We start from the raw sequence: 24,809 nt of genomic DNA, 5'->3' as shown, positions 1-24,809 counted from the left end.
CTCACTCCTCCTATCCCGGCAATAACCGTTTTATATAAATCAGCTATTGCCAAGGAAGCTTTGATGAATTTATCTTTTTCTACAATTCGGATTATGCTAAATCAGGTTATATCAATGTAAATGAGGCTTGAAGTGTATCCCGGCTGTTCGGACCCACGAATATGTGGAAGCTTCCGGGATCACTTGTGAAGCTGAGGTCGCTGTGGTGATAACGCAGCAGCTCCTCTGTGATCGTAAACTTGACTGTCTTGCTCTCACCTGGCTCAAGCTCAATCTGCTCGAAGCCTTTAAGCTCGCGAAGCGGGCGAACGACCTCACCGCATACATCGCGGATATACAGCTGAACGGTTTCGATTCCTGCTCTAGCGCTCGTATTGGTGACACTAATGCTAACCTCAAGTGGTTTCTCCGCTGACATTTCATGACTTGAGATGGACAACTGCCCGTATTCGAATGTTGAATAGGAGAGGCCGAAGCCGAAGGGCAGCAGGGGTTCGTTAGGACTGTCTATATATTTAGATACATAACGTTCTCCTGTCTTGGAAGGGTCCATCGGTCTTCCTGTATTAAAGCCGTTGTAGTAGACCGGAACTTGACCCACAGTTTGCGGGAATGACATCGTAAGTCTACCGGAAGGATTGGCTTTGCCTACGAGAAGATCTGCAATGGCTGCACCGCCTTCACTGCCCGGGAACCAAGCTTCCAGAACGGCATCCGCTTCACCCAGTACACCATGTAAATCTAGAGGGCGACCGTTAAAGAGTACGGCAGCCATCGGCTTGCCAAGTTTCTTCAGTTCTTTCACAAGTTCAAGCTGAGCTTTAGGCAGCTTGATGTCGGTTCGGGAACCGCCTTCTCCGCTCATGGCAGCTGATTCACCGAGGGCGAGAACAATGACATCCGCACTGCGAGCCGTGTCCATGGCTTGAGCAAGTTGCTGCGGTGTCATGGTGTCGATTCCGCAGCCTTCAGCGATTGTAAGCTTATGGTTTAATCGCTCCTGAAGTGCGGCTCCAAGCTGTACAGCATCTTCCTTGACGCCGACACAAGACCACCATCCAAGAATGTCTTCTTGGCCTGCGAATGGACCGATTAATGCTACGTTTGATTCGGGCTTCAGCGGAAGCACATCATTGTTCTTAAGCAGTATGCTGGATTTTACAGCCAGGTCGTATGCAGCCTGACGGTGTTCGGCGCTGAAAAGCACCTCGCTCTCCGCTTCTGGGTCTGCACCCCGAAGTGGATTCTCGAACAAGCCCAACTTGTTTTTTAACTGCAGAATACGAAGGACAGCTTCGTCAATCCATGCTTCGCTGACACGCCCGCTCTTAATTAGCTGCGGCAGGTGCTGAACATAGCAAGGTGTCATCATCTCGATATCAACGCCTGCCCGAATGGCACGGTAAGCAGCGTCGCAGTCATCTTCAGCCGCACCGTGAGCGATCATCTCCCGAATGGAGGCCCAGTCAGAAATAAGCACACCGTCAAAACCCCATTCATCACGTAAAATGCCGCGCATAAGCTTTTCATTACCGGAAGCCGGAATTCCATCAACGGTATTGAAGGAGGCCATAATCATTTCGCAGCCTTCATCCAATGCGGCTTTATAGGCTGGCAGGTAATATTCGCGAAGTTGTCGCTCTGACATATCGACGGTATTGTAATCGCGTCCGCCTTCTGCAGCACCATAAGCAGCAAAGTGCTTTACACAAGCAGCAAGGCGTTCTTTATCCTCTTGAAGATTGCTTCCTTGGTAACCGCGGACAAATGCCCGAGCAAACAAGCTATTTAGGTAAGGGTCTTCACCTGTCGTTTCCATAACGCGCCCCCAGCGAGGGTCACGTACTAGATCCACCATGGGTGCGAAGGTGACGTGTATACCCGATACGGAGGATTCACGAGCAGCGATTTCTGCGCTTTTCTCAGCCAGTCTAAGATCCCAGGAGCAGCCAATTGCGAGCGGAATCGGAAAGATCGTTTTAAATCCGTGAACGACATCCGCCATGAATAGAAGGGGGATGCCAAGACGGCTTTTTTTCATATATTCTTGCTGCAATGCTATAACGGAGGAGGCCCCGGATAGACCTAGAACGGATCCGCTGGCACGGACCATCTCTTCTGTAATCCCCATTTCCTCCATCGGTCCTGTGATTTGACTCTGATCGTCAGTGCCTTCATGAAGATTTGCAGTAAGCTGAAGCAACTGCGCTATTTTTTCCTCCAGTGTCATCTGTTGTATAAGGTCAGTCATTTGTTTCTGGTCCATGTATAATTACCTCCACTTTTTTCTGTACCAGAGAATAGTTGGTTGAAGATGGAACAAGCGTATATATCCTTCTCCTTTCTCAGGAGCTTGTACAAAGATGGAAAAGCGACGTTTGTACAAACTCCTCATTCAGAAGAATGAGTGCGAATAGAAGTGAAGAACCCGGATGCATCTAGAATCCTGCACACCGGGTTCAATGACTTGTACCGCTGGCGAATGCCTCAGGCCAACTCTATTAGGAAGCTGTTTGATGATTTATTCAAGGATCATTTGGAGCTGTAAATCATCTTATTTCTTTAAGCTGTTAAGCTCGTCCAATACAGGTTGTACAAGAGATTGCTTGCTTTCAACCCATTTCTTCCAGTTCGCTTCAAGATCTCCGTCTTGAAGAATCAGGTTGACATATTCACTTTCGTAGGCGAAAGTAGCTTGGCTCTTGGCTTTGGAGTCGTACAACTTTTCATCCCAGTCATAAGTTGCTAATTTTCCGCCTTCTTTGCCCAGTTTAGCTTTGTTTTGATAATGCTTAACTGCAGTGTCGCGGAATTCTTGATCGATAGCCGGGTTAATCATGCTGAAGTCATCGCCAAGCAGGTAAAGGCCTTCGAAACGTCCTGGATATTTCGTGCCAACTGTAGTTCCTTCAGGAAGCAGATTGATCAATTCGCCATTGTCACCGTATTTCCAGTCTGTTCCTTCAAAGCCCATGTTCAGCAGCATTTGTCCTTCTTTAGTTGTCGTGTAATCGAGCATATCCATGATGCGCTCAAACTTCTCATCGCTGATGTTAGGGGAGAAGATGAGAGAAGACCAGAAGTTCACTTGCTCCAGGTTGCGGTATTTACCGTCGTCACCAAGAACGATTGCTGTGTGAACGACTTCTTTACTGTCGAGGTTCAGGTTATTCTTCATGTCCTTATCGACGTCCTGACGGTAGGAAGCCAGACCGCCAAGGCTCATTACAGCTGCAGTTCCGTTGATACGGAAGTTGTTGCTGCCTTCGCTGTTCTTCCAAGTGTAAAACTCAGGGTTCAGAAGACCTTCTTTGTATGCTTGCTGCATCAATTTAAGTCCAGTCAGTGTCTCTTGATCAGCAGGTCCCCAGTGGTACTGACCATCTTCACCTTTGTAGAAGGCGGATTCCACACGGGAGTGTTCGCTGTTTGGCATCATGATATTAGTCAGAACAGAGCCGGCGTCATAAGAGATTGGTACGAGCTTGGAACCAACTTTGCCTGGATCTTTCTCTTTAACCAGACGAGCGTATTCCATAAGTTCGCTTGTTGTATAAACATCTTTAATTTCAAAATTTACAGCTTCAGCCCAGTCTTTGCGGATTGCGATAACACCAATTTGGTTGGTGAGCGGATCAGCAGGCTTGTTCTCGTAATAGACGGGTCTTGGTAAAACGTAAGTGCCGCCTGTCAGTTCTTCCAGCTGCTCTCCAAGTCCAGTCAGCTTGTAAGCTGCAGCCACATTCGGCCAACGTTCCTTCCAATCATCTGGGAACTTGTACAGGAGACCTTGGTCAATATAGTTCATCGCGTCGCCATGAACATAGTCCCATACAGCTACATCAGGCAAATCGCCGGAGTTGATCCACAGGCGAAGCTTCTCGCCCCAGGAACCCCATTCAACGAAGTTGTAGTCCCATTCGATGTTGTACTTGTCCATCCAGAACTTATGGAATTCATTATCCATGTCGCCGTCATTAACGGTAACCGTACTGGCCACTGAAATTTTCAGCTTTTCTTTGTAATTGCCACTCTCGTCTTTCTCGTTGCCGCCGGAAGACTCTTTGCTTGAGCAGGCTGTGACCATAACCATGCTCAGGCACAGCAGCATCATCAGGATTGACTTTGCGGAAAACCTTTTGTTCGTTTTCATGTTTTACCCCCATGAATAATAAGATTTTTTAAATAAAATCTATGCATTAATCAGGTCTTGATTGCACCTGTCAATACCCCTTTGGCGAAATGCTTCTGCAGCATCGGGAAGAAACACATGATTGGCACCATGGTGACGAATACGGCCGCCATCTTCATGCCTGTCGAGAAATTGGCCTTGCCTATGGAATCTACACTGGATGCGTTAGACGCGTTGGTCTGCGACTCGACAATAATGGTTCGAAGTACGTTCTGCAGCGGCAGCTGATCCGCCTTCCTCAGGAAAATCATCGCATCATACCAGCTGTTCCAGATGCCAACCCCGTAGAACAGGGTGATCGTAGCAATAATTGGGGCAGCCAGCGGAAGCACGACAGAGAACAGAATCTTCCACTCTCCGGCACCATCCAGACGCGCTGACTCCATTAGAGACTCAGGCAGCCCCTGGAAGTAGTTCATCATCAGAATCATATTGAAAGCACTGAAGCTTCCCGCCAGAATGACGGACCAGAGCGATCCGGTCAGATGCAGGGATTTCATGACGAGATACAGCGGAACGATACCACCGTTAAAGATCATCGTGAACAGTACCAGCATGAAGATTAATTTCTTGCCAGGGAATTTGTTTCTGCTCAGCGCATAAGCCATCGTAATCGTCAGAAACAAGCTGAGCGGCAATCCAATAATGAGAAGCTTGAAAGTATTCCAGTAACCTGTTAGGATGCTTCCGTCTGAAAACAGTGCTCTATAGTTATCCAGCGTAGGATTTTTAGGGAACATCAAGAGCGGATTGTCTGCATACTCTTTAGGTGTTGCGAATGAGATCATAATGACGTTCCAGAACGGTATTAATATGAGTAAGGCCAGTACGAGCAACACAGCAAACAGGAAATAGTCGAGCAGAGTCATACTTTTCTTGAGTTTATGTGTTTTGCGTTTCTTGGATGTTGAAGCGATTGAACTCATCTTTTTTCCCTCCTTTCTTAGCGGAATAATCCGTCTCCGCCAATTTTCTTGGCGATTCTGTCAGCGGATAGCAGCAGCGCCATATTGACAAGTGATCGGAACAAGCTGACTGCGGTGGAGAATGAGAAGTCAGTTGACGATTGGAAAGTAATTCGGTAGATATAAACGTCTAGCACTTCCGACACATTCTTGGTTGCAGCATTGGCCAAGTTGAATATCTGGTCAAAACCGGAGGACATCAGTCCGCCAACCGACAGAATGAACATGATGGTTACGGTCGGAAGAATGTTTGGCAGTGTAATACGGAACATTTGTTGTAATCTTGTGGCGCCATCAATCTGGGACGATTCGTACTGATCCTGATCGATACCGGATATTGCAGCCAGGTAGACAATAGCGCCCCATCCCGTGGATTTCCATATATCTGTCATGAGGAGCATCGGGATGAAGGATTTCTCCGAGCCCAGGAAGTTAATCGTTGGCAGTCCAAGCAGGGCAAGGGTGCTGTTCACCAGACCGTCGTAAGACAGAACATTAATAACAATACCGGCTACAATAATCCAGGATAGGAAATGCGGGAATGTAAGCACGGTCTGAAATGCTTTTTTCATCTTGCTCATCCGTAGTTCATTCAGCATGAGCGCCAGTAGGATTGGAGCTGGGAAAGTGATGGCAAGTTTGATGATATTGATGTACAGCGTTCGCCATACAGATTCGATGAAAGTTGGATCACGGAACACATATTTAAAGTTCTCGAAGCCGACCCATGGGCTTCCCCAAATTCCCAGGTTGGCCTTGTAATGCTTAAATGCAAGGGAGAGTCCTCCCATCGGCATGTAAGCGAACAAGAACAGCCATACGACTCCAGGGATTAACAGGGTGTAAATCATTCGGTGTTTCTTGATTTCAGATAGCAGCGTTTTGAACTTTGAGCGCTTCATTACTTTTTTGTCAGGCCCTAAGGCAACAGATTTCAAGTGGCATCTCCTCACTCTTCTTGGTTCTTGTCATTAAAAAGAAAATCAAATGTTGTGCTCAAATGCTCCTCCCAGAAGCGCCAGTCATGTGTTCCTGGTCCCTCTACATAGCGGAAGTCGAATTTGGTTTCTTGCATATATGCCGCAAATTCCCGGTTCATCTTGATGAAGGGGTCTTCGGTACCGCAACAGCAGAGTACAGGCGGCAGCTTACTGGAATGTTCCAGCCGCTGTGCTGCTAAAGCATAAATGTCCTGATCCGGTTGAACTTGCAGTTCGGGGCCGAATACAGCTTGCATTTCTTTCACCATCCCCTGAGGCATGTCCATAGCATGAAGCCGTTGTCTGATATCTGTTACTCCGGATAAAGAAACAACCTTGGCGTAGCGATCCGGATAGGTTAGCGCACATTTCAGTGCACCATAACCACCCATAGATAGCCCTGCGACGTATGTCTGGTTAGGATCCGTATTTAATTTGAACAGCCGACTGCAAAGTTCGGGCAATTCCTGGGTAATGTAGTAGAAGTAGTTCAATCCATAAGTCATGTCTGTGTAGTAGCTTCGATTCGCCTCTGGCATAATGACCGTGCAATTATATTGTTGTGCATACTGTTCAATGGTGGTCAGCCGTTGCCAGGTGCTCGCATTATCACCAGCCCCGTGAAGCAAGTAGAGTGTGCTTCCCGGTTGCCGTCCGGTGTCAACCGGAGAGACGACATGGATATTGGTTGTCATGCATAGGGTAGGCGATCCCGTTTCTATCGTGATATGTGCCAACGTGTAACCCCTTTCAATGCGTGATGGTTTGAGAATACTTTGAAGCAGTTTGCTATGATGAAGCTTGTCAAATCAGTAGCGTTAAATTCATGAAAGCGATTTATCGAATCGTTTCGATAACATCATAAATCCACCTCACATCAGATGTCAATAATCTTTTTCAAAATAATGGAGGGGAATGTCCGAATATGTCGTTTTTACAGCATTTAATCCTTTATTTTTCCACTTTAATGTTAATGTTTCCAGCAGTAACCGTTTTCAGTTTAATATGAGGGGTGTCGACATTAGGAGTGGTTTGGTACGAATTTCTTATATAATGTATTGAAACGTTTCTATTAGGTTTGAAACATGTTATTCTATTTTTAATTATTAACGGAAAGAAGGAACAATCCATGACTCCGTCATTAGATGGTTTTGTTAAACGAATTACTCATTTCGGATTAGGTGTTGTCTCGGTTCGTGTGCGTCAGAACGGGAGGTTATGGGGGGCGTGGGATGCAGCTGGAGATCAGCGGCGTCTGCAGCATTCCGTTAGTAAATCTTTTACATGCATGGCTGTTGGATTGGCAATCGAGGAAGGGAAGTTGACGCTCGATAGCAGGCTCGGACAATTCTTCCCTGGTGAAGCATCAAGTCAGAGGAGCCAAGAGGGGGAGTTTCATCCCAGAAATATTACGTTATATAATTTGCTTCGCATGTCAACCGGACATGATTCCCCGCCATTATGGGCAGATGAAAGAGCCTCTCTAGAGGAAAAAGATTGGGCGAAGTACTATATGTCACTTCCGCTTGACCGTAAGCCGGGCGAGGTATTTACATACAGCAGCGGGGATACATTTATGATCTCGGCGATGCTTCAGGCCGCTACGGGACAAACCGTAAAGGATTATCTGACACCGCGACTGTTTGATCCACTCGGCATAAAGGACGTTACCTGGGAAACGTCTCCTCTGGGAGTGACGCTTGGCTGCGCTGGCTTATCCATCAGCAATGAGGAACTAAGTCGTTTTGGTCAATTTCTGCTGCAGAAAGGACAGTGGGATGGACAGCAGCTTGTCCCTTCATCATGGATTGAATTTGTGACTAGCAAACAAATTGATTCAAGCGGCAGCGCGGATTGGGAACAGGGTTATGGATGTCAGTTCTGGATGTGCACCCATAATGCTTACCGTGCGGATGGTGCAATGGGGCAGCTCTGCATCGTAATCCCAGAACGGGATGCGGTGATTGCGGTGAATAGTAACGAAGGTCGAATGCAGGATATTATGGATGCAGTCTGGGCCGAGATTTATCCGCAATTATAAAGGATGATTAGTCCCTTGAGGTGCCTTTTTGTATGCGTTGCGGCCATACCTATGCTGATCATTTTCATCATGTTTCAGGAGTGTTTCACAAGCGGAAATCGATTGGTGTCGTAAAGGAATAATAGCAGTGTGGATTTCACACGAGCTAGATAAGAAAAGGAGCTGTCCCTATAAGTAGATTTTTTCTACCGAGGGGCAGCTCTTACATATATTTTTATCATAAAGTCTAAAGGAAGAATTTACATGAGTTCCTGTTCTCGCCCTTTTTGAAGGGCGGTTTCTTTCTGGTGTCTGTTATTTTGATGGATAAGCACAAAGCAGCGAAGGGGACGAAGCGTTTCCGGACAAGCGGCAGCGATCGCCTAAAAGCTTTTCAAAGAAAAGCTCACATCGGAAGAGTAACCTTTGTGATCTAATTTCTACAATTAACTAATACTAAGTCAGGAAATTAGAGCACAACAGCGATGGGAGGAATGATTCGTACCCGTAGCGTCTTACTACGTAAAGAAGAACTGCCCTGCAAGATCTAATGATCTTTTGGGACAGTTCCTTTTAATTTTATTCCGAATGTTTAGGTAACTGTTGTAAGTAGCTGTCGGATAAATGAAGCAGTTCCAGTGCCCGGTCGAATTCATCTCTGGAGGCTTCTGTTTGTGCCTCTGTTTTGCCCGGCAATGGTTGACTTGTACCGTCCTCAAAATCGTTCCCCGGGACGAACAAGGTTGTATTGTTGATGAATGAACCCGAAGGAAGATAGTATCGTTCAGGAAGCAAGTTCTTGTCTTTTTGATTCAACAAATCCTGTCCAAAATGCAGCTGATCGCTCATGGATACGCCAGTCAGGTTAGCGATGGTAGGTAAAATATCCACCTGTCCTCCGATTTGCTCCATAACATCCGGCTCGATGTAATTTTCACCATGAATGATAAGAGGGACATTGATCATGTCAGCAGACGTATATTCACGTCCGTATATTTCTTGCATGAGCTCTTTATCATCATTGTCTAGCGAGTAAATCGGCAGACCTTGATGGTCTCCATATATGAGAACGAGACTGTTCTCCCAGATTCCATCTTTCTTCAACTGATCGATGAATTGGCCAAGTGCATAGTCGGCATAGTTCTGGGATCTTATATAGTCGCCTACAAAGGTTCCTTCATACCGTTCCGGTAATGTCATCTTGTACTTGGACTCCGGAATTGTATATGGATGATGAGCAGTCATGGAGAGCACATGGGCATAAAACGGGTTGCCCGATTCGTTCATCTTCTTCAGTTGTTCAGCTGTTTTCTTGTACAGCACCTCATCGGAAGCGCCAAAAAACACTTTATCTGTTTCCCCGAAAAAGGACTTATCGTAATAGTGATCGAAACCAAGCCCTTTATAGAGTTCTCCGCGGTTCCAAAACTCTACGACATTGGTGTGGAACGTGGCGGATTCATAACCATCCTTCTTCAAGAGCTTAGACAAGCTTGGCAGCTGTTTATCTGCATAGTGCTGTGTAGCTGCTCCGCGTGGCGGGACGTAGAAGGAGGTATTTACAACAAATTCAGCATCTGATGTATTTCCCTGTCCGACATTTTGAAAGAAGTTCGGGAAATACAGGCTTTCATGGACCAGTTTATTTAACACCGGTGTAACTTCTTGTCCATCCAGCTTCAAATCGATCAAGAATTGCTGGAATGATTCCATCTGAATGAGGATGACATTCTTTCCTTTGGCAACACCCTGATATGCAGGAGAAGCTACAGGGGTAATACCTTTTAATTTATTGATTTCTTCCTGATTAATGGATTTTGCATCTGTAAGCTCCGTATCTTCCTTTTGGAAGATGGTATAGGCTTCGTAATTAAGAATGCCCATTTCCTGCGCCCTCACAATTTCGTTCATAATCGTCCGGTTAGGCAGAATCTGAATTAGACAGAGCATGAATGAAATGACGAAAATACTGGATACGAGAGCACGTTTTTCTTTTTTGGAATGTTTCTGCTTCCAGGTCTTGATCCGGTCGCTTCTCCATAGCAGCACGAATAGGATAATAATATCCATAAAGATTAACAGATAGTAAGGGTCCATAAGTGAAAAGACGCTGTTGCTGACGGCGGTGACCTGATTAACTTGTTCCAGTGCATGATAGTTAACCATAACACCGTAATATTTATAGTACATAATAGCTGCGAAAAAAATTGCGGTAAGCAGTAAGTTAACGGTCATATAAAGCGCCATTTTTCGTTTGGAGGCGAACCATTCAATCAAGCTGAATACGAGCCAAATGAAGGGTATTTCGGTAATAAGCGGACGCCAAGGCATCACATCATCGAAGATAACCATCCAAGCAAGGTAGCTTTTGAGCAACAAAATGACGGAGAAAAAAATAAAGGGTTTCGTAATGGTTAATCGAAACCGGTTTGCTGCAAACACCGGTACCGCCTTCCTTTCAAGTCGCTAGGGTGGATAATGGAGCACAGCCCTGCGTTCTGTATTTAATTTATTTTTTACAAAAAGGATGAACAAAGTAATTATGCATCCAACGGGCTATAGTTGTCAAAGAGACGGGATATCGACCGAATAATTCATCTAACAAGGAGATTATAACAAAAAAAGAACCGACTAAATGAATAGCCGGTGGAGGAAACCCTGTTATTAGAAAATAAAGGACATTAGAATCGGCGCTGCACATAGTGTGAAAAGTGCTGCGACGATCATCGAGATACTTGAAATGGTACCTGAAAGAGAACTGAATTCGAACGCTTTAGAGGTTCCGGTACCATGGGCGCTCGTTCCAAACAGAATACCGCGGGCGATATCACCCTTGATCCTAAACACTTTCATGACGAGAGGACCGATCATCGAGCCGAGTATTCCTGTCATAATGACGAATACCGCCGTTATGTTGGGCACGCCGCCAATGACTTGAGATACGTTCATAGCGATCGGGGTCGTGATCGATCTTGGAACAAGACTCGTTGTAAGTGAACTGCTTAAGTGAAGCCATTTCGCAAGAAAGGCGGACGAGATAATTGCCATAATCGATCCGGATACGACGCTGACCATGATTTCAGCAGCGTGTTTTTTTAGTGTTTGAAAATTTTTGTACAGAGGTATAGCAAAAGCGACGGTTGCGGGTTGCAACAGATCACTTAACCAGCTGGCTCCCTCGTTATAGGCCTCATACGATACTCCGGTCTGTGTCAGAATGATAATAATGACGGCGGGAGTAATCAGGAGCGGTGACAGATAGACTTTAGATTTTCGTTGATACAGTTTTTTGGCAGCCCAATAGATCAAAGCTGTGAGAGGGAGGCCAAACAATGCAAGCCAGGATAATGTCATGAGGTCTTCCGCTCCTTTCGTTTGGATATAAGCGTGGCCATCAGTCCTGAGCTGACCATCACGGTGATGGTACTAAATAATACAACAACAAGTATTTGAATTCCGTCGCTTTCGAATATCGGAAAGTATTTCATAACGCCGACAGCAGCGGGAATGAAGAATAGCAAAAGTTCAGCTAGAAGCCAATTCGCTCCGAGCTCTACCCATTCCAGACGCAGTATTTTGGTTTCAAGCAAGATAAATACGAGTACAATGCCTAAGATGCTTCCGGGTATGCTCAAGTGAAGCAGTTCGGCTAAAAGATCCATCAGTTTAGATATCAGCATGAAACCGGCCACCTGGAGACTTCCCTTTATCAATTGTTTCATGACCGGTCTCTCCTTTCATTAACAATGAAAATTTTACAACAATTACTTTCATAGGTAAAATGCATATATAGAATCAACATCATTCCAAAAAGCTATAGTTGGATTTTCAAGGAGGCCACGATACGTGGACATTCGGCATTTGCAGTATTTTTTGGAGGTAGCAAGACTTCGAAGCTTTACGAAGGCTGCCGATTCGTTGTACATTACCCAGCCGACAATTAGCAAGACAATCAAGAATATGGAGGATGAGTGGGGCGTATCGCTCTTCCATCGCCAGGGTAAGCGAACAGAACTGACAGATGCGGGCAGAATTATGTATCAACAGGCCCAGCAAATGGTTGAGTCTTTTCAGCGGGTGTCGGATGAGTTGGAGGATTTGATGAACTTGAAGCGGGGGCATCTAAGAATCGGACTTCCTCCCATGATCGGATCGAGTTTTTTTCCGGAAGTAATCGGACAGTTCCATCGTAAATATCCACAGATTACGATCCAGTTGTTCGAGGATGGAGCGAAGAAAGTAGAGGCAGATGTAGAGAGCGGACAGACTGACATTGGTGTGGCTGTATTGCCTGTAAACGACGAAGTATTTCATTATTATTCATTCGTGGAAGAGAATTTAAGACTGCTGCTTCATCCCTCCCATCGGCTTGCCGGACGAGAATCGGTTTCACTCATGGAATTGTCTGAGGAATCCTTTGTGTTGTTTCGTGAAGACTTTACGCTGCACGATCGTATTATTCGGGAATGCATTAGCGCCGGGTTTGAACCTCATGTCGTATACGAGAGCTCGCAGTGGGATTTGATCAGCGGAATGGTTGCGGCCAATCTGGGTATCGCTCTTCTACCGGAGACCATATGCAGAGAGATCGATGCCTCGCGAGTAACGATCCTTCCGCTTGATAATCCGTCCATTCCGTGGCAGCTCGGGATGATTTGGCGTAAGGATCGCTATTTATCCTTTGCTGCTAGAGAATGGATAGCATTTACACGTTCCTTGCTTGGGGAGCATAGATAGGGGCGCTATAACACAAAAAGCCTTCCGCCTAGAATCGGCTGGAAGGCTTTTGTATATGGGGCCATCGGTCGAGTACTAATCTTGAATAGCGACTTTTTGGTCAGTTAAATGACGACGAGATGCCCATGTCGAACAGATGAATACACCCACAACCAGAATCATAGCGCCAAACAAATAAGGAATGTTTACATGGATGTCAAACAGATTGCCTGCAATAGCAGGACCGACAATATTGCCGACGCTCATATAAGCGTTATTCATCCCGGCTACAAAGCCTTGCTCTTCACCGGCCATCTTGGACAATAACGTGTTGATTGCTGGTCGCATAATCGCTGTAAAGACGAAGAACAAGAGCGATACACCGAGCACATACCAGAAGTTTCCGGAGATCAACATGAACACCATACAGAGGGCGGCGGCAAAAAAGCTTAAGGAAATTAGTTTCGTTTCACCGAATTTGCGAAGTACCTTGTCAATGAGAAGAGCCTGAATGATTGTACCCGCCAGTGCGCCTACTGTAATAACGACGGAAATTTCTTTCGTTGTAAATTGATAACTATATTTAGCGTAGAGTGGGAAGACCGTCTCGAAACTGATTAATCCAAGTGTTAAAGCGAATACGAGGATCAAGGGTACAAAATAAGGAGCTTTGGTTGAGTGAATGAGCTGCTTGATAATGCTATCTCTTTTGACAACTTGGCTGCGAGCAGCCAGTTGCTTCTCTTTGGACAATGTTTCTGGAAGGACAATCAGGGACAGAATCAGTGCTGCGCCTGCAACGCCCGCCGAAACGTACATCGGCATCCGCAGACTGACTTCAGCAAGAAAGCCTCCGACACCTGGTCCAACAACAAAACCTAATGACATGGCGGCACCAATCATCCCCATACCTTTACCACGATTGTCTTCTGTTGTGATATCAGCGACAAATGCCATCATAGGCGGGATCATCGCTGCAGCACCTATGCCGCCGAGAAGACGGGATACATAGAGCAGCCATACATCACCTGCGATAGCGAATAGAAGCTGTGATAGAGTAAATAGTGCGAGACCTGTAACGATCAGAATTTTCCGGCCATATTTGTCAGAGAGCTCTCCGACGATTGGCGAGAAGATAAATTGGGTAAGACCGGTTGCTGCGATTAAGTAACCTGCTGTTTGACCACCGGCACCGAACTCTTTTAAAAAGTCTGGTAAAATCGGAATAATAAGGCCAATACCTAGCATAGCGATGAACATATTGACCATCAATAAGAGCAGCGGTCCTTTAGGATTATTTATTGCGGGCATGATTTCTCTCCTTATAGTCTATCTGGATGAATTGCATGGCTAACCTAGTAATTTAGCGCTTTGGCTATATTAACAGTGGATGGCAAGGGTAGGCAATAGAAAGTGTGAATGTTTACAGTTATTTTCTGAAATTTTACATATACTAGAATAAAACGGTCAGCATATTTTTTGCTGAGAGTGGATTCAAAATGCTAATATATTGTAAGGAACCTACGGATGGTAACTTTTATTAGAGCCTTATTGGATTTTGTTCATGTTATATATAAGAAAGTGGTGATCTAAGATGACGATTCAGGTGGGCATGATCGGTTACGGGTTATCGGGCTCTATTTTCCATGCACCTCTTCTTTCAAGTATTCCGGACTATCAGGTACACACGGTTGTATCCTCCAATCCGGACAAAGTGAAGAAGGATTTTCCACGCGCACAGGTTGTGAGTGATGTGGACGAGATGCTGCAGGATGACGAGATTGCGGTAGTGGTAGTGACAAGTCCGAATGCAACTCATTTTGAATATGCCAAAAAGGCCATTGAGGCCGGTAAACACGTCGTTGTAGAGAAGCCTTTTACGGTAACCTCTGAGGAAGCGGATATACTGATCCAGCTTGCACAGGACAAAGGGGTCTTGTTGACCGTTTATCACAATCGCCGCTGGGATAATGATTTTTTGACTGTGCGCAATTTATTGGAAACAGGTGCTCTCGGTAAACTCTCGGTGTATCAAGTGCATTTTAATCGTTATCGTCCTATCGTTCAAAAGCGTTGGAAAGAGCAGCAGGGTCCGGGGGCAGGCGAATTATACAATTTGGGTTCACACCTGATTGATCAGGCTTTGTTCCTGTTTGGAAAACCGAAGACGGTATGGGCCGATCTGCGTGCGGAGCGAGAGGGTTCAGAGGTTATCGACTACTTTCATCTGATATTCGGATATGAGAAGCACCGAGTCATTCTGCATGCCGGTTCTCTTGTGCGCCAGGCGGGACCTCGGTTTGAGCTTCACGGGGATAAAGGCAGCTTTCTGAAGTATGGCCTCGACCCGCAGGAAGCTCAGCTGAAGCAAGGGTTACGTCCTGGTGATATCGGTTGGGGAGAGGACCAGCCGGAGCAATATGGCGAACTGGCTACGGAACTTAGCGGATTGGCTGTTCAGGGAGAGATCGAAACTTTGCCAGGTAGATATCAGGCCTTCTACCAAGGACTAGCTGAAGCGATACTGGAAGGAGCATCGGTTCCGGTGAAACCAGAGGATGCGCGTGATACCATTCGTATGATCGAGTATGCAATGGAGAGCCATCGAACAGGCAGTACAATCACGGTGACCGATTAATACACAACTACACATAAGTTTCTTCTCTTCGTGGGATAGTAAGCGAAGTAAGGTATAACAGCCCTGTTATAAGCTTGCTTGGCGAGCGAATAATCCACGGAGAAGGAGAATACAAGCATGAATAAACGCAGCGTCCTTCGAGTGACGTCTATGATTTCGTTATGTCTGGCAGTGGTACTGTCATGTTCCATCTCAGCATGGGCTTCGGGCAGCGGTCCCTTCCATTTTGGCTTTAAGAGAAGTGTGAACGGTAATCTCCCATCTATTGATGAGGAAGGTTTTAAGGAGCTGCTTAAGAAGCATGGTGCCGTCTTCATGGGTGATTCCACGAAGAAAGAGCTGTATATGACGTTTGATAACGGATATGAGAATGGATTTACCGCAGGGATTCTGGATACGCTGAAAGCGAAGCAGGTACCTGCGACTTTTTTTGTGACCGGTCATTATGTGAAGACACAGGCAGAGCTGCTTAAACGAATGACAGCAGAAGGACATATCATTGGCAACCATTCTTGGAGCCACCCGGATGTATCCTCTATTTCTGGGGAAAAGTTAAAGGAAGAACTGGAACGGGTGAAGACTGAGGTTGCTAACGTAACTGGCCAGAAGGAGATGAAGTATCTCCGGACACCACGCGGTATATTCAACGAGCGTTCTTTGGCTGTCAGCAAGGAGCTTGGGTATACGAATGTGTTCTGGTCGCTGGCTTATAAAGATTGGGATGTGAACGCTCAGCGCGGGTCGCAGTATGCTTTCGAGAAAGTGACAGCTCAGCTTCACCCTGGGGCCGTCATGCTGCTTCACTCGATCTCGAGTGATAATGCGGAAGCGCTTGGCCGAATTATTGATGAAGCTCGGAAGCAGGGCTATGAGTTCAAGAGTTTGGACGAGATGGGGACTAAGGCGCCATAGTGTGTGAGTGAAAATTAAGAACGGAGCTGTCTCGAGCAGATTTTTCTACTAAAGGACAGCTCCTTCATCTTTTCTCATAGTAAATAGGTCGATGGCAGACTCTAACAGAGTTCTTGACTTCGGCCTTTTTGATTTATGTAGATTAAGGACAAGTGAAAGCCATCTACTATTTAAACCCTCCCTATGGATGTTTGGTATAATACGGACCAGATGATTGTGTTAAAAAAGGAGACCGCTTATGCCTCATACCATTCAAATATCCGTAAGGCCGCTAGTGGAGTATGTCTTTCGCAGCGGGAGCATTACCTCCGGCTTTCGGACGGCGACAACGCTGACCGAAGGGACAAGAGCGCACCAGCAGGTTCAGCGTGAATACGGTGAACAGGATCAGAAAGAGGTTCATCTGGAAGCTGAAATTCCTTATGAGGATCTTGTATTTGCTGTCGAGGGACGATGTGATGGCTTGATCATCGGAGACGGGAATGGTCCGGTTATGATTGATGAGATCAAGTCCACCTCCGGTAATCTGGACGATATTACTGAAGACACTTATCCTGTCCACTGGGCGCAGGCTAAGATGTATGCATATATGTACGCAAAATTGCACAGTACAGATGAAATGGCTGTTCAGTTGACGTATTTTCAAATACCAGCAGGAGATATGAAAAGATTCCGGCGAACATTCCGTACGGAAGAGCTAGAGCAATTTGTGCTTGAAGTGGTAGCAGCTTATGCGCCATATGCTTACTTGCTTCGTGATCATGCGATACGTAGGGATGAAAGTATCCGAGGACTTTCTTTTCCATTTCCAGGGTATAGAGCGGGTCAGCGTAAACTGATGGGCGCCGTATATAAGACGATTGGAGAAGGCCGCCGATTGTTTGCCAAAGCACCTACGGGCATAGGTAAGACCATCTCTACGCTGTTCCCATCCATTAAAGCGATGGGCGAAGGGACGGTACAGCGAATCTTTTATCTGACCGCCAAAACGATCACGCGAACAGCAGCGGAGGAAGCAGTGGCACTTATGGAGGCTGGTGGTCTCCATATGCATACCGTGACACTAACGGCGAAGGACAAAATCTGTTTTGGTGAGGAAGAAGGCTGCGGGAAGGACTCATGTGTTTTTTCCGAGGGTTATTATGACCGGATCAATGGAGCGATTCTCGATCTCTTACAGAATGAGACGACGATCTCTCGCCCTGTTATTGAAGCTTATGCCCGCAAGCATAAGGTTTGTCCCTTTGAATTCTCGCTGGATGCTGCTTATGCTGCAGATGCCGTGATCTGTGACTATAATTATGTGTTTGACCCACGTGTTTCGTTTAAACGAATGCCTGAAGAAGTGAAGAAACGAAGCGTTATTCTGGTGGATGAGGCTCACAATCTAGTTGATCGGGCACGCTCTATGTTCTCGGCAGAACTTAGAAAATCGATGTTTTTAGAGATTCAACGAGCCTATAAAGAGATCAATCCTGGGCTGTATCAGGCAGTGAAGAAGGTGAATACCCGTTTCATCGTATTCCGTAAAGTTAGTGGAGAGGAAGAGCGGATGGTGGGAAGCCACCAGCCGGAGCTGCTTGATGAGCTGCTGGAAGAGTTCGTCATGCATGCTGAGGCGGAGCTGGTAACCGGAAAATCCGCGGAAGAGCTTGATCAGCTGCTGGAGTGCTATTTTGCGGCACAAGCTTACCTGAGGATATCCAAGCTGTACGATGATCGATTCGTTACTTATGCGGAAATAGACGGCAGCGAGGTGTTCCTGAAGTTGTTTTGTCTCGATCCGTCCTATTTGCTGCAGCAGGCCGGGAAGAATTACCGGAGCACCATATTGTTCTCCGCAACGTTAACTCCGCTGATGTATTACCGAGACATGCTGGGGGCTGAGGAGGAGGATTACAGTCTCTCGATTCCTTCTCCATTCTCCCATGAACAGCTGGATGTCCGGCTGATGCCGGTCTCTACTCGCTACAAGGATAGGGATCGCAGCAAGGATGCGATTGTAAATATGCTGGACAAGCTAGTTAAGGAAAAGCCGGTTAACACTCTGATATTCTTACCTTCCTATCCATATATGCAGGATGTGTACAATGCTTTTAAGTTGCTTAACCCGGATCTCGAAACCCAAGTTCAGGGTCATGCGATGCGTGAGGAGGAGCGGGAGCAGTTTCTAAGCTCTTATCAGGTGGATCGCAAAGAGCCGTTGATTGGCTTTGCCGTGATGGGCGGTATTTTCTCTGAAGGAATTGACCTGAAAGGGGAGCGGCTCGAAAGCGTGGTCGTTGTTGGGGTTGGGCTTCCTCAGCTTTCGTTCGAGAACGATATCATTAAAGAATATTTCGATCGCAATGAGAAAAATGGGTATGATTACGCCTATGTGTACCCTGGTATGAACAAGGTACTTCAAGCCGGGGGCCGTCTGATCCGGTCTGAAGAGGACCGGGGGACACTCGTACTCGTGGATGACCGGTTTCAGACCCGTCAGTATAATGCACTGCTGCCAGAGGAATGGCGGCATTATAGGCGGATATAATGCTAGATAACGTCCATGCAGCTGGTAAATGTTGACACATGGAAAGACCGGCACTATAATACGGATATACTTTTACAAAAAGGAGGCTGATGTCAAATGACAAACTTTATGATGAGCAAGTTCACGTTGGCGTTGGTCTCTACGGATGAGGTAAGATCGTTCTAATTCAGGGCTCTTTTTAATGAGCGCTTGGATTGGACTGATAAACCGCAGGAGACCGTACTTTTGGTTTCCTGCGGTTTTTTCATTTTGTAGGCATCCCTTTCTCATCGGAACTGATGAAGGAGGGATGCTTGTTAGGTGATTAGTAAACCGCAGAAGATGTTCTGCGGTTTTTTTGTGTTCACAATACAACATAATAAAGGGGTAACTGGAATGAAACCTAAACAAATGAGTTTAACGAAATATGGTTGGAATGAGCATTGGCAGGGTCATATGGACAAAATACAGGATCAGCATAAACCGCTTGTGCCTGCCCGTGTGACGGCGCAGTTCTCGAAGCAATACCGGATCATAACGGAAACGGGAGAGCGAACGGCTGCGGTCACGGGGAAGTATGAATTCGAAGCGACAAGCCGAGCAGACTTTCCTGCTGTCGGAGACTGGGTGCTGGTGGAGTTGCTGCAGGGTGAACCAAGGGCCGTCATTCACCGTCTGCTTCCCCGGCTTTCAGCCATGACACGAAGGGAAGCAGGAAGTATACCGGATGAGCAGGTCATTGCTGCAAACACAGACACGATCTTTATTGTTAGTGCATTGAATCAAGATTTTAACGTGAGAAAAATCGAGCGATACTTGATATCCATATGGGAAAGCGGTGCACAGCCTGTTGTCCTGCTTACCAAGGCGGATTTGTGTGATGAGCCGGAAGACTATGTCTCCAAGGTCAGTTCTTCCGCACCGGGAGTGCCGGTGCATGTGGTGAGTTCCGTCCAGGATCAGGGGAAAGAGGCGATTACCCCTTACCTTGTTCCAGGCCGAGCAGTAGCGGTTACCGGTTCCTCCGGTGCAGGCAAATCGACGCTTCTGAACTGGCTCGCGGGAAATGAGGTACAGCGAGTGCAGGGAATCCGGGAAGAGGATGCGAGAGGGCGTCATACGACGACACACCGAGAGATGTTTCTATTGCCGGAAGGCGCGATCATGATAGATACACCCGGGATGCGAGAGCTGCAGCTATGGGATTCAGCAGGGGGATGGGAGGAGACATTCTCCGATGTTGAAGAGCTTGCATGCGATTGCCGGTTCCATGATTGCCGTCATGAATCCGAAACAGGTTGTGCTGTGCAGCAAGCGCTTCGGGAGGGGGCGCTCGATCAAGGGCGTTTTGCTAATTATAAGAAAACGGAGAGAGAGCTTGCATATATTGCCCGGAAGGAAAGGTCCACTGCCAGACGACAAAAGGAGAACGCTCGGGCTCATTCTTACAAGTCCCGGCGAGACAGAAATACAGCTAATTCCTCTTCAAAAAATGGATACGACTATGATTAATTTACTTGACTAATGGAATGAGTTTTTGGAAGAAAAAGTTACTTTCCAGAGATTTGACATTATATTTTCTCAGGGTATATAGTTAGGTTACCTAATTAATTGGATACCTATCTATTTTGCTGAAGGAGGGGAGTAACATGTCAAATCGAGACAACTGGCCAGGCTGTAGCTACGCTGGCGATAGGGATTCTTCCGAAGAGCTTCGTAAAGAGGAAGCATTCGGCGGCGATGCGGCAGGACGGCTCTTACGCAGCTTTAGTCTGTTCCGTAAGAAAGATTGGGATCAGATTACTATTTCGGGTTACACAGCGGGCGAGATTAAAATCTTGATGACGCTGAAATATAAAGAAAGATCTGAGGGGGCGCAAGGTTTTGAGGCTCGCTCGAAAGATGATCAGGGGCTGAAAGTATCAGAGATTAGTTCTAAGATGCGAGTGACTTCACCAACGATTTCCCAATTCATTAACGGTTTGGAGAGTAAGGGGCTTGTCGAACGAATTATGGATCAGAATGATCGGCGCGCTGTTCGTGTTCGTCTGACGGCCGAAGGAGAGGGAGTCGTTCACCAAGCGCATGAGGCCTTTAAGGCGAATTTCAGAGGGCTGGTAGCTTATTTGGGTGAAGAAGATAGCGACCAATTAGCTAGATTGTTAACCAAGGTTTATGAGTATACGAATAAGACTGAGATTAATCTAAACTCATCAGAGACAAAGTAGGGAGATGAAACCATGCTGAAGTTATTCCGGTATATGAGACCGTATCGGTCGGCGGTCTTGCTTGTACTGTTATTCACCTTTTTTCAAGCGTTATCCGAGCTTTATTTGCCAACATTAATGGCAGATATCGTTAACGTCGGTATCGTTAAAGGGGATACAACTTATATATGGCGTATGGGCGGCTTTATGCTAGCGATCGCGGCGGGAGGTATGATCTGTTCGATTGCAGCAAGCTACTTAGCATCTAAATCAGCGTCCGGCTTTGGTAGGCTGCTTCGTGGTCGTATATTCTCCCATGTTGAGAATTTCACGCTCCAGGAATTTGATAAGGTCGGTACAGCATCACTTATTACGCGTACGACGAATGATATTACCCAAGTGCAGCAAGTGACAATTATGATCCTTCGTATGATGGCACTTGCACCGATGATGTGTATCGGGGGTATCATTATGGCGGTTTCCCGGGATCCGGGTCTCACAACGGTACTGATTGCAGCACTTCCGGTGCTTGCGCTGTCTATTTTTATCATTGCCAAAAAAGGGATTCCACTCTTTAAAGCCATTCAGCTGAAAATCGACAACCTCAGCCGTGTTATGCGCGAAGGATTGACTGGGATCCGGGTTATCCGTTCCTTCAACCGTACGGAGCATGAGAAAGTAAGATTTAATGATGCCAATGAAGATTTAACCCAAACGGCAATTAAAGTGAATAAAATTATGGGCGCAATGATGCCCGTTATGATGCTGGTCATGAACTTCGCCACTTTGGCTATCGTATGGTTTGGGGGACATCGCATTGACGAAGGGCACATGATGGTAGGTGACCTGATGGCTTTCCTGCAATATGCGATGATGATCATGTTCTCTCTTATCATGGTATCTGTCATGTTTGTTATGATTCCGCGTGCGCAAGCTTCTGCGGTACGTATTAACGAAGTGCTGGATATGAAGCCAGAAATTCATGACCCTAAAGAAGCCAAACCTGCTTCTTCTAGAAAAGGTTACATTGAATTTGAGGATGTTACATTCTACTATCCAGGGGCTGAGGAGCCTGCGATTTCGAATATTTCCTTCCAGGCAAGTCCTGGTGAGATTACAGCCGTGATTGGCGGTACCGGATCAGGTAAATCGACCTTGATTAGTCTGATCCCTAGATTTTATGAAGTTACCTCGGGCCGAATTTTGGTCAATGGTACCGATATTCGGGATATGAAACAGGAAGACCTTCGTGCCAAAATTGGATTTGTTCCGCAAAAAGCACTGCTTTTCACCGGATCGATTGCAGACAATATCCGCTATGGTAAAGAGGATGCGACCGATGAAGAAGTTAAACATGCGGCAGAGGTTGCTCAAGCGGCGGATTTCATCTCGGCGATGGAAGGCGGATATAACGCTGAAATATCCCAGGGAGGCGGCAATGTGTCGGGTGGACAGAAGCAGCGTCTTTCGATTGCTCGCGCACTCGTTCGGCGTCCTGAAATATATGTATTTGACGATAGCTTCTCTGCTCTCGATTTCAAGACCGATGCGAAGCTGCGTGCAGCTCTGAAAGAAGAGACAACAGAGTCAACAGTCTTGATCGTAGCCCAGCGGGTTACCACGGTGATGGACGCAGATCGGATCATCGTACTCGACCAAGGCCGTATTGCAGGCATGGGCACACATGAAGAACTGATGGAGAATAGTGAAGTGTACCGTGAGATTGTATCATCCCAGCTGTCAGAGGAGGAGATCGCATGAGTCGACAGAAAAAAAGCGGCGGACATCCACGCGGCGGTGGCCCTTTCGGCGGTCCTCATGGACCGGGGATGCCTGTTCAGAAAGCGAAAGATTTTAAAGGCACATTTCGCCGGTTAACAAGATATCTTAAACCTCACTCCGGTAAGCTGATTACGGTGCTTATCGCGGCTATTTTAAGTACGATTTTTAGTATTGTCAGCCCGAAAATATTAGGTGAAGCGACAACCCTCTTGTTTAAAGGCATCATGTCTGGCAGTGGAATTGATTTTATTGCCATTCGGAATATTATGCTATGGCTTGTAGGATTGTATCTGCTCAGTTCCCTGTTCGCTTATCTTCAGCAATATGTCATGGCGGGTGTCGCACAGCGAACCGTATATGATCTGCGCAAAGAAGTGAATGAGAAGCTGAATCGGCTTCCTCTTAAATATTTTGACGCTAGAACGCACGGAGAAACACTTAGCCGAGTAACGAACGATATGGACAACATCAGCAGCACACTTCAGCAAAGCTTGGCGCAGATGATTACGTCATTGGTCACTTTGGTTGGGGTTATTATCATGATGCTGTCGATCAGTCCGTGGTTAACATTGGTTGTCATTCTAACATTACCTCTTAGCGTGATTGTCACCATGATGGTAGCCAAACGTTCGCAGAAGCATTTTGCCGCTCAACAAGAGCATCTTGGACATTTGAACGGTCATGTGGAAGAAATGTATACAGGTCATAAAGTCGTAAAGGCATTTGGACGTGAGAATCAATCGATTCAAGAGTTCGATAAGGTGAATGATAAGCTTTATAATGCGGGCTGGCGCGCCCAATTTATTTCTGGTTCGATTATGCCGCTTATGAGTTTTATCGGTAATATTGGTTATGTTATCGTTGCTGTCTTGGGCGGTATCTTGGTAACCAAGAAATCAATCGAGATCGGGGATATTCAAGCGTTTATCCAGTATTCCCGTCAGTTCACTCAGCCGATTACGCAGCTTGCGAATATCGCAAACGTCATCCAATCAACAATCGCTTCCGCAGAGCGGGTGTTTGAGGTGCTGGATGAGGAAGAAGAAGTGCCGGAAGCTTCCGCACCGAAACAACTTTCGAATGCACGCGGGGAAGTAAGCTTTGAACATGTAAGCTTCGGTTATACACCGGAGAAGAACTTGATCGAAGATATGAACATTGATGTGAAGCAAGGTCAGACCGTAGCCATTGTTGGTCCTACAGGCGCTGGTAAAACAACGCTTGTGAACCTGCTGATGCGTTTCTACGAGCTTAGCGGCGGCCGAATTACGATTGATAATGTTGACATTAAGCAGATGAAGAGAAGCGACCTGCGCAGCATGTTTGGTATGGTGCTTCAGGATACATGGTTATTTAACGGCACCATTCGCGATAACATCGGTTATGGTAGAGCAGGAGCTACAGAGAAGGAGATTGTGCAGGCTGCCGAGGCGGCGCATGCGGATCACTTCATCCGTACTTTGCCGGAAGGCTATGACACGATATTGAATGAAGAAGCATCGAATATTTCACAGGGTCAGAAGCAGCTTCTGACGATTGCCCGGGCTATTCTTGCTGACCCAGCGATTCTTATTCTGGATGAGGCAACAAGCAGTGTAGATACACGTACAGAGCTATATATCCAGAAGGCGATGAATCGATTGATGGAGGGCAGAACGAGCTTTGTTATCGCTCACCGCTTGTCCACGATCCGGGATGCGGATTTGATTCTTGTTATGAATCAAGGCAGTATCATTGAGCAGGGTACGCACGATGAACTGCTTGAACAGAATGGTTTCTACGCAGATCTGTACAACAGCCAGTTTAGCGGAACGCAGGAAGCGGGTTAAACAATATACAAAGAAGACCACCTTTAGGTGGTCTTCTTTTTTTTCAGCTCCATACA

19 protein-coding genes are annotated in these 24,809 nt (G+C 46.4%); 10 read left to right on the top strand and 9 right to left on the bottom strand.

What is annotated here, in order from left to right:
• Positions 1 to 106: 106 nt before the first annotated feature.
• Positions 107 to 2,266, bottom strand: a complete 2,160-nt coding sequence (locus ACFQV5_RS07205; RefSeq protein WP_379245113.1) for a glycoside hydrolase family 3 N-terminal domain-containing protein — start codon at positions 2,264 to 2,266, stop codon at positions 107 to 109.
• Positions 2,267 to 2,407: 141 nt separating this feature from the next.
• Between ACFQV5_RS07205 and ACFQV5_RS07200 the strand changes: the two genes are divergently transcribed.
• Positions 2,408 to 2,548 carry a hypothetical protein gene (locus tag ACFQV5_RS07200; RefSeq protein WP_379245111.1) on the top strand — a complete coding sequence of 47 codons (141 nt, stop codon included), beginning with the start codon at positions 2,408 to 2,410 and terminating at the stop codon, positions 2,546 to 2,548.
• Between the two features lie 6 nt (positions 2,549 to 2,554).
• Here ACFQV5_RS07200 and ACFQV5_RS07195 read toward each other — a convergent pair whose 3' ends face one another.
• The 4 genes from ACFQV5_RS07195 to ACFQV5_RS07180 are packed head-to-tail and all read right to left on the bottom strand — an operon-like array spanning position 2,555 to position 6,832.
• Positions 2,555 to 4,153: an extracellular solute-binding protein gene (locus ACFQV5_RS07195; protein WP_379245109.1), complete on the bottom strand. Its 1,599-nt coding sequence runs from the start codon at positions 4,151 to 4,153 to the stop codon at positions 2,555 to 2,557.
• A 50-nt stretch (positions 4,154 to 4,203) separates the two neighbouring features.
• Positions 4,204 to 5,118: a carbohydrate ABC transporter permease gene (locus ACFQV5_RS07190; RefSeq protein WP_379245107.1), complete on the bottom strand. Its 915-nt coding sequence runs from the start codon at positions 5,116 to 5,118 to the stop codon at positions 4,204 to 4,206.
• Positions 5,119 to 5,135: 17 nt separating this feature from the next.
• Complete coding sequence (locus tag ACFQV5_RS07185; protein WP_379245105.1) at positions 5,136 to 6,095, bottom strand: ABC transporter permease; 960 nt, start codon at positions 6,093 to 6,095, stop codon at positions 5,136 to 5,138.
• An 11-nt stretch (positions 6,096 to 6,106) separates the two neighbouring features.
• On the bottom strand, positions 6,107 to 6,832 hold the full coding sequence (locus ACFQV5_RS07180; protein WP_379245103.1) for an alpha/beta hydrolase: 726 nt from the start codon (positions 6,830 to 6,832) through the stop codon (positions 6,107 to 6,109).
• 434 nt (positions 6,833 to 7,266) lie between these two features.
• On the opposite strand from ACFQV5_RS07180, the gene ACFQV5_RS07175 reads away from it, so the two are divergent.
• Positions 7,267 to 8,178, top strand: a complete 912-nt coding sequence (locus ACFQV5_RS07175; RefSeq protein ID WP_379245101.1) for a serine hydrolase domain-containing protein — start codon at positions 7,267 to 7,269, stop codon at positions 8,176 to 8,178.
• 558 nt (positions 8,179 to 8,736) lie between these two features.
• On the opposite strand, the gene ACFQV5_RS07170 is transcribed toward ACFQV5_RS07175, so the two are convergent.
• From ACFQV5_RS07170 to ACFQV5_RS07160, 3 genes are all read right to left on the bottom strand, one after another.
• Positions 8,737 to 10,599: an LTA synthase family protein gene (locus ACFQV5_RS07170; RefSeq protein ID WP_379245099.1), complete on the bottom strand. Its 1,863-nt coding sequence runs from the start codon at positions 10,597 to 10,599 to the stop codon at positions 8,737 to 8,739.
• Between the two features lie 222 nt (positions 10,600 to 10,821).
• A complete protein-coding gene (locus ACFQV5_RS07165) occupies positions 10,822 to 11,511 on the bottom strand; it encodes a CidB/LrgB family autolysis modulator (protein ID WP_379245097.1) in 690 nt (229 codons plus the stop codon).
• On the bottom strand, positions 11,508 to 11,879 hold the full coding sequence (locus ACFQV5_RS07160) for a CidA/LrgA family holin-like protein (RefSeq protein ID WP_379245095.1): 372 nt from the start codon (positions 11,877 to 11,879) through the stop codon (positions 11,508 to 11,510). The genes ACFQV5_RS07165 and ACFQV5_RS07160 overlap by 4 nt, the downstream gene beginning before the upstream one ends.
• A 124-nt stretch (positions 11,880 to 12,003) precedes the next feature.
• Here ACFQV5_RS07160 and cidR point away from each other — a divergent pair, with 124 nt between their 5' ends.
• Positions 12,004 to 12,894, top strand: a complete 891-nt coding sequence (cidR, locus tag ACFQV5_RS07155; protein ID WP_379245093.1) for a cidABC operon transcriptional activator CidR — start codon at positions 12,004 to 12,006, stop codon at positions 12,892 to 12,894.
• A 75-nt stretch (positions 12,895 to 12,969) separates the two neighbouring features.
• On the opposite strand, the gene ACFQV5_RS07150 is transcribed toward cidR, so the two are convergent.
• A complete protein-coding gene (locus ACFQV5_RS07150; RefSeq protein WP_379245091.1) occupies positions 12,970 to 14,184 on the bottom strand; it encodes an MFS transporter in 1,215 nt (404 codons plus the stop codon).
• Positions 14,185 to 14,467: 283 nt separating this feature from the next.
• Here ACFQV5_RS07150 and ACFQV5_RS07145 point away from each other — a divergent pair, with 283 nt between their 5' ends.
• The 7 genes from ACFQV5_RS07145 (at position 14,468) to ACFQV5_RS07115 (ending at position 24,753) form a co-directional block, all read left to right on the top strand.
• Positions 14,468 to 15,511: an oxidoreductase gene (locus tag ACFQV5_RS07145; protein ID WP_379245089.1), complete on the top strand. Its 1,044-nt coding sequence runs from the start codon at positions 14,468 to 14,470 to the stop codon at positions 15,509 to 15,511.
• 117 nt (positions 15,512 to 15,628) lie between these two features.
• A complete protein-coding gene (pdaA, locus tag ACFQV5_RS07140; protein ID WP_379245087.1) occupies positions 15,629 to 16,423 on the top strand; it encodes a delta-lactam-biosynthetic de-N-acetylase in 795 nt (264 codons plus the stop codon).
• Between the two features lie 238 nt (positions 16,424 to 16,661).
• A complete protein-coding gene (locus tag ACFQV5_RS07135; protein WP_379245085.1) occupies positions 16,662 to 18,956 on the top strand; it encodes an ATP-dependent DNA helicase in 2,295 nt (764 codons plus the stop codon).
• 375 nt (positions 18,957 to 19,331) lie between these two features.
• Entirely contained in the window at positions 19,332 to 20,447 is a 1,116-nt protein-coding gene (gene rsgA / locus ACFQV5_RS07130; protein ID WP_379245083.1) for a ribosome small subunit-dependent GTPase A, read from the top strand.
• 137 nt (positions 20,448 to 20,584) lie between these two features.
• Entirely contained in the window at positions 20,585 to 21,163 is a 579-nt protein-coding gene (locus ACFQV5_RS07125; protein ID WP_379245081.1) for a MarR family winged helix-turn-helix transcriptional regulator, read from the top strand.
• Positions 21,164 to 21,175: 12 nt separating this feature from the next.
• Positions 21,176 to 22,903, top strand: coding sequence for an ABC transporter ATP-binding protein (locus ACFQV5_RS07120; RefSeq protein WP_379245079.1), 1,728 nt, complete (start codon positions 21,176 to 21,178; stop codon positions 22,901 to 22,903).
• Positions 22,900 to 24,753: an ABC transporter ATP-binding protein gene (locus tag ACFQV5_RS07115; RefSeq protein WP_379245077.1), complete on the top strand. Its 1,854-nt coding sequence runs from the start codon at positions 22,900 to 22,902 to the stop codon at positions 24,751 to 24,753. Before ACFQV5_RS07120 ends, ACFQV5_RS07115 begins: the two co-directional genes overlap by 4 nt.
• Positions 24,754 to 24,809 lie beyond the last annotated feature (56 nt).

It is taken from the genome of Paenibacillus sp. GCM10028914 (genome assembly GCF_042666275.1).
Lineage (GTDB): Bacteria > Bacillota > Bacilli > Paenibacillales > Paenibacillaceae > Paenibacillus_AQ.
The sequence above is the reverse complement of the archived record's forward strand: the minus strand, read 5'-3'. Positions and strand labels throughout refer to the sequence as shown.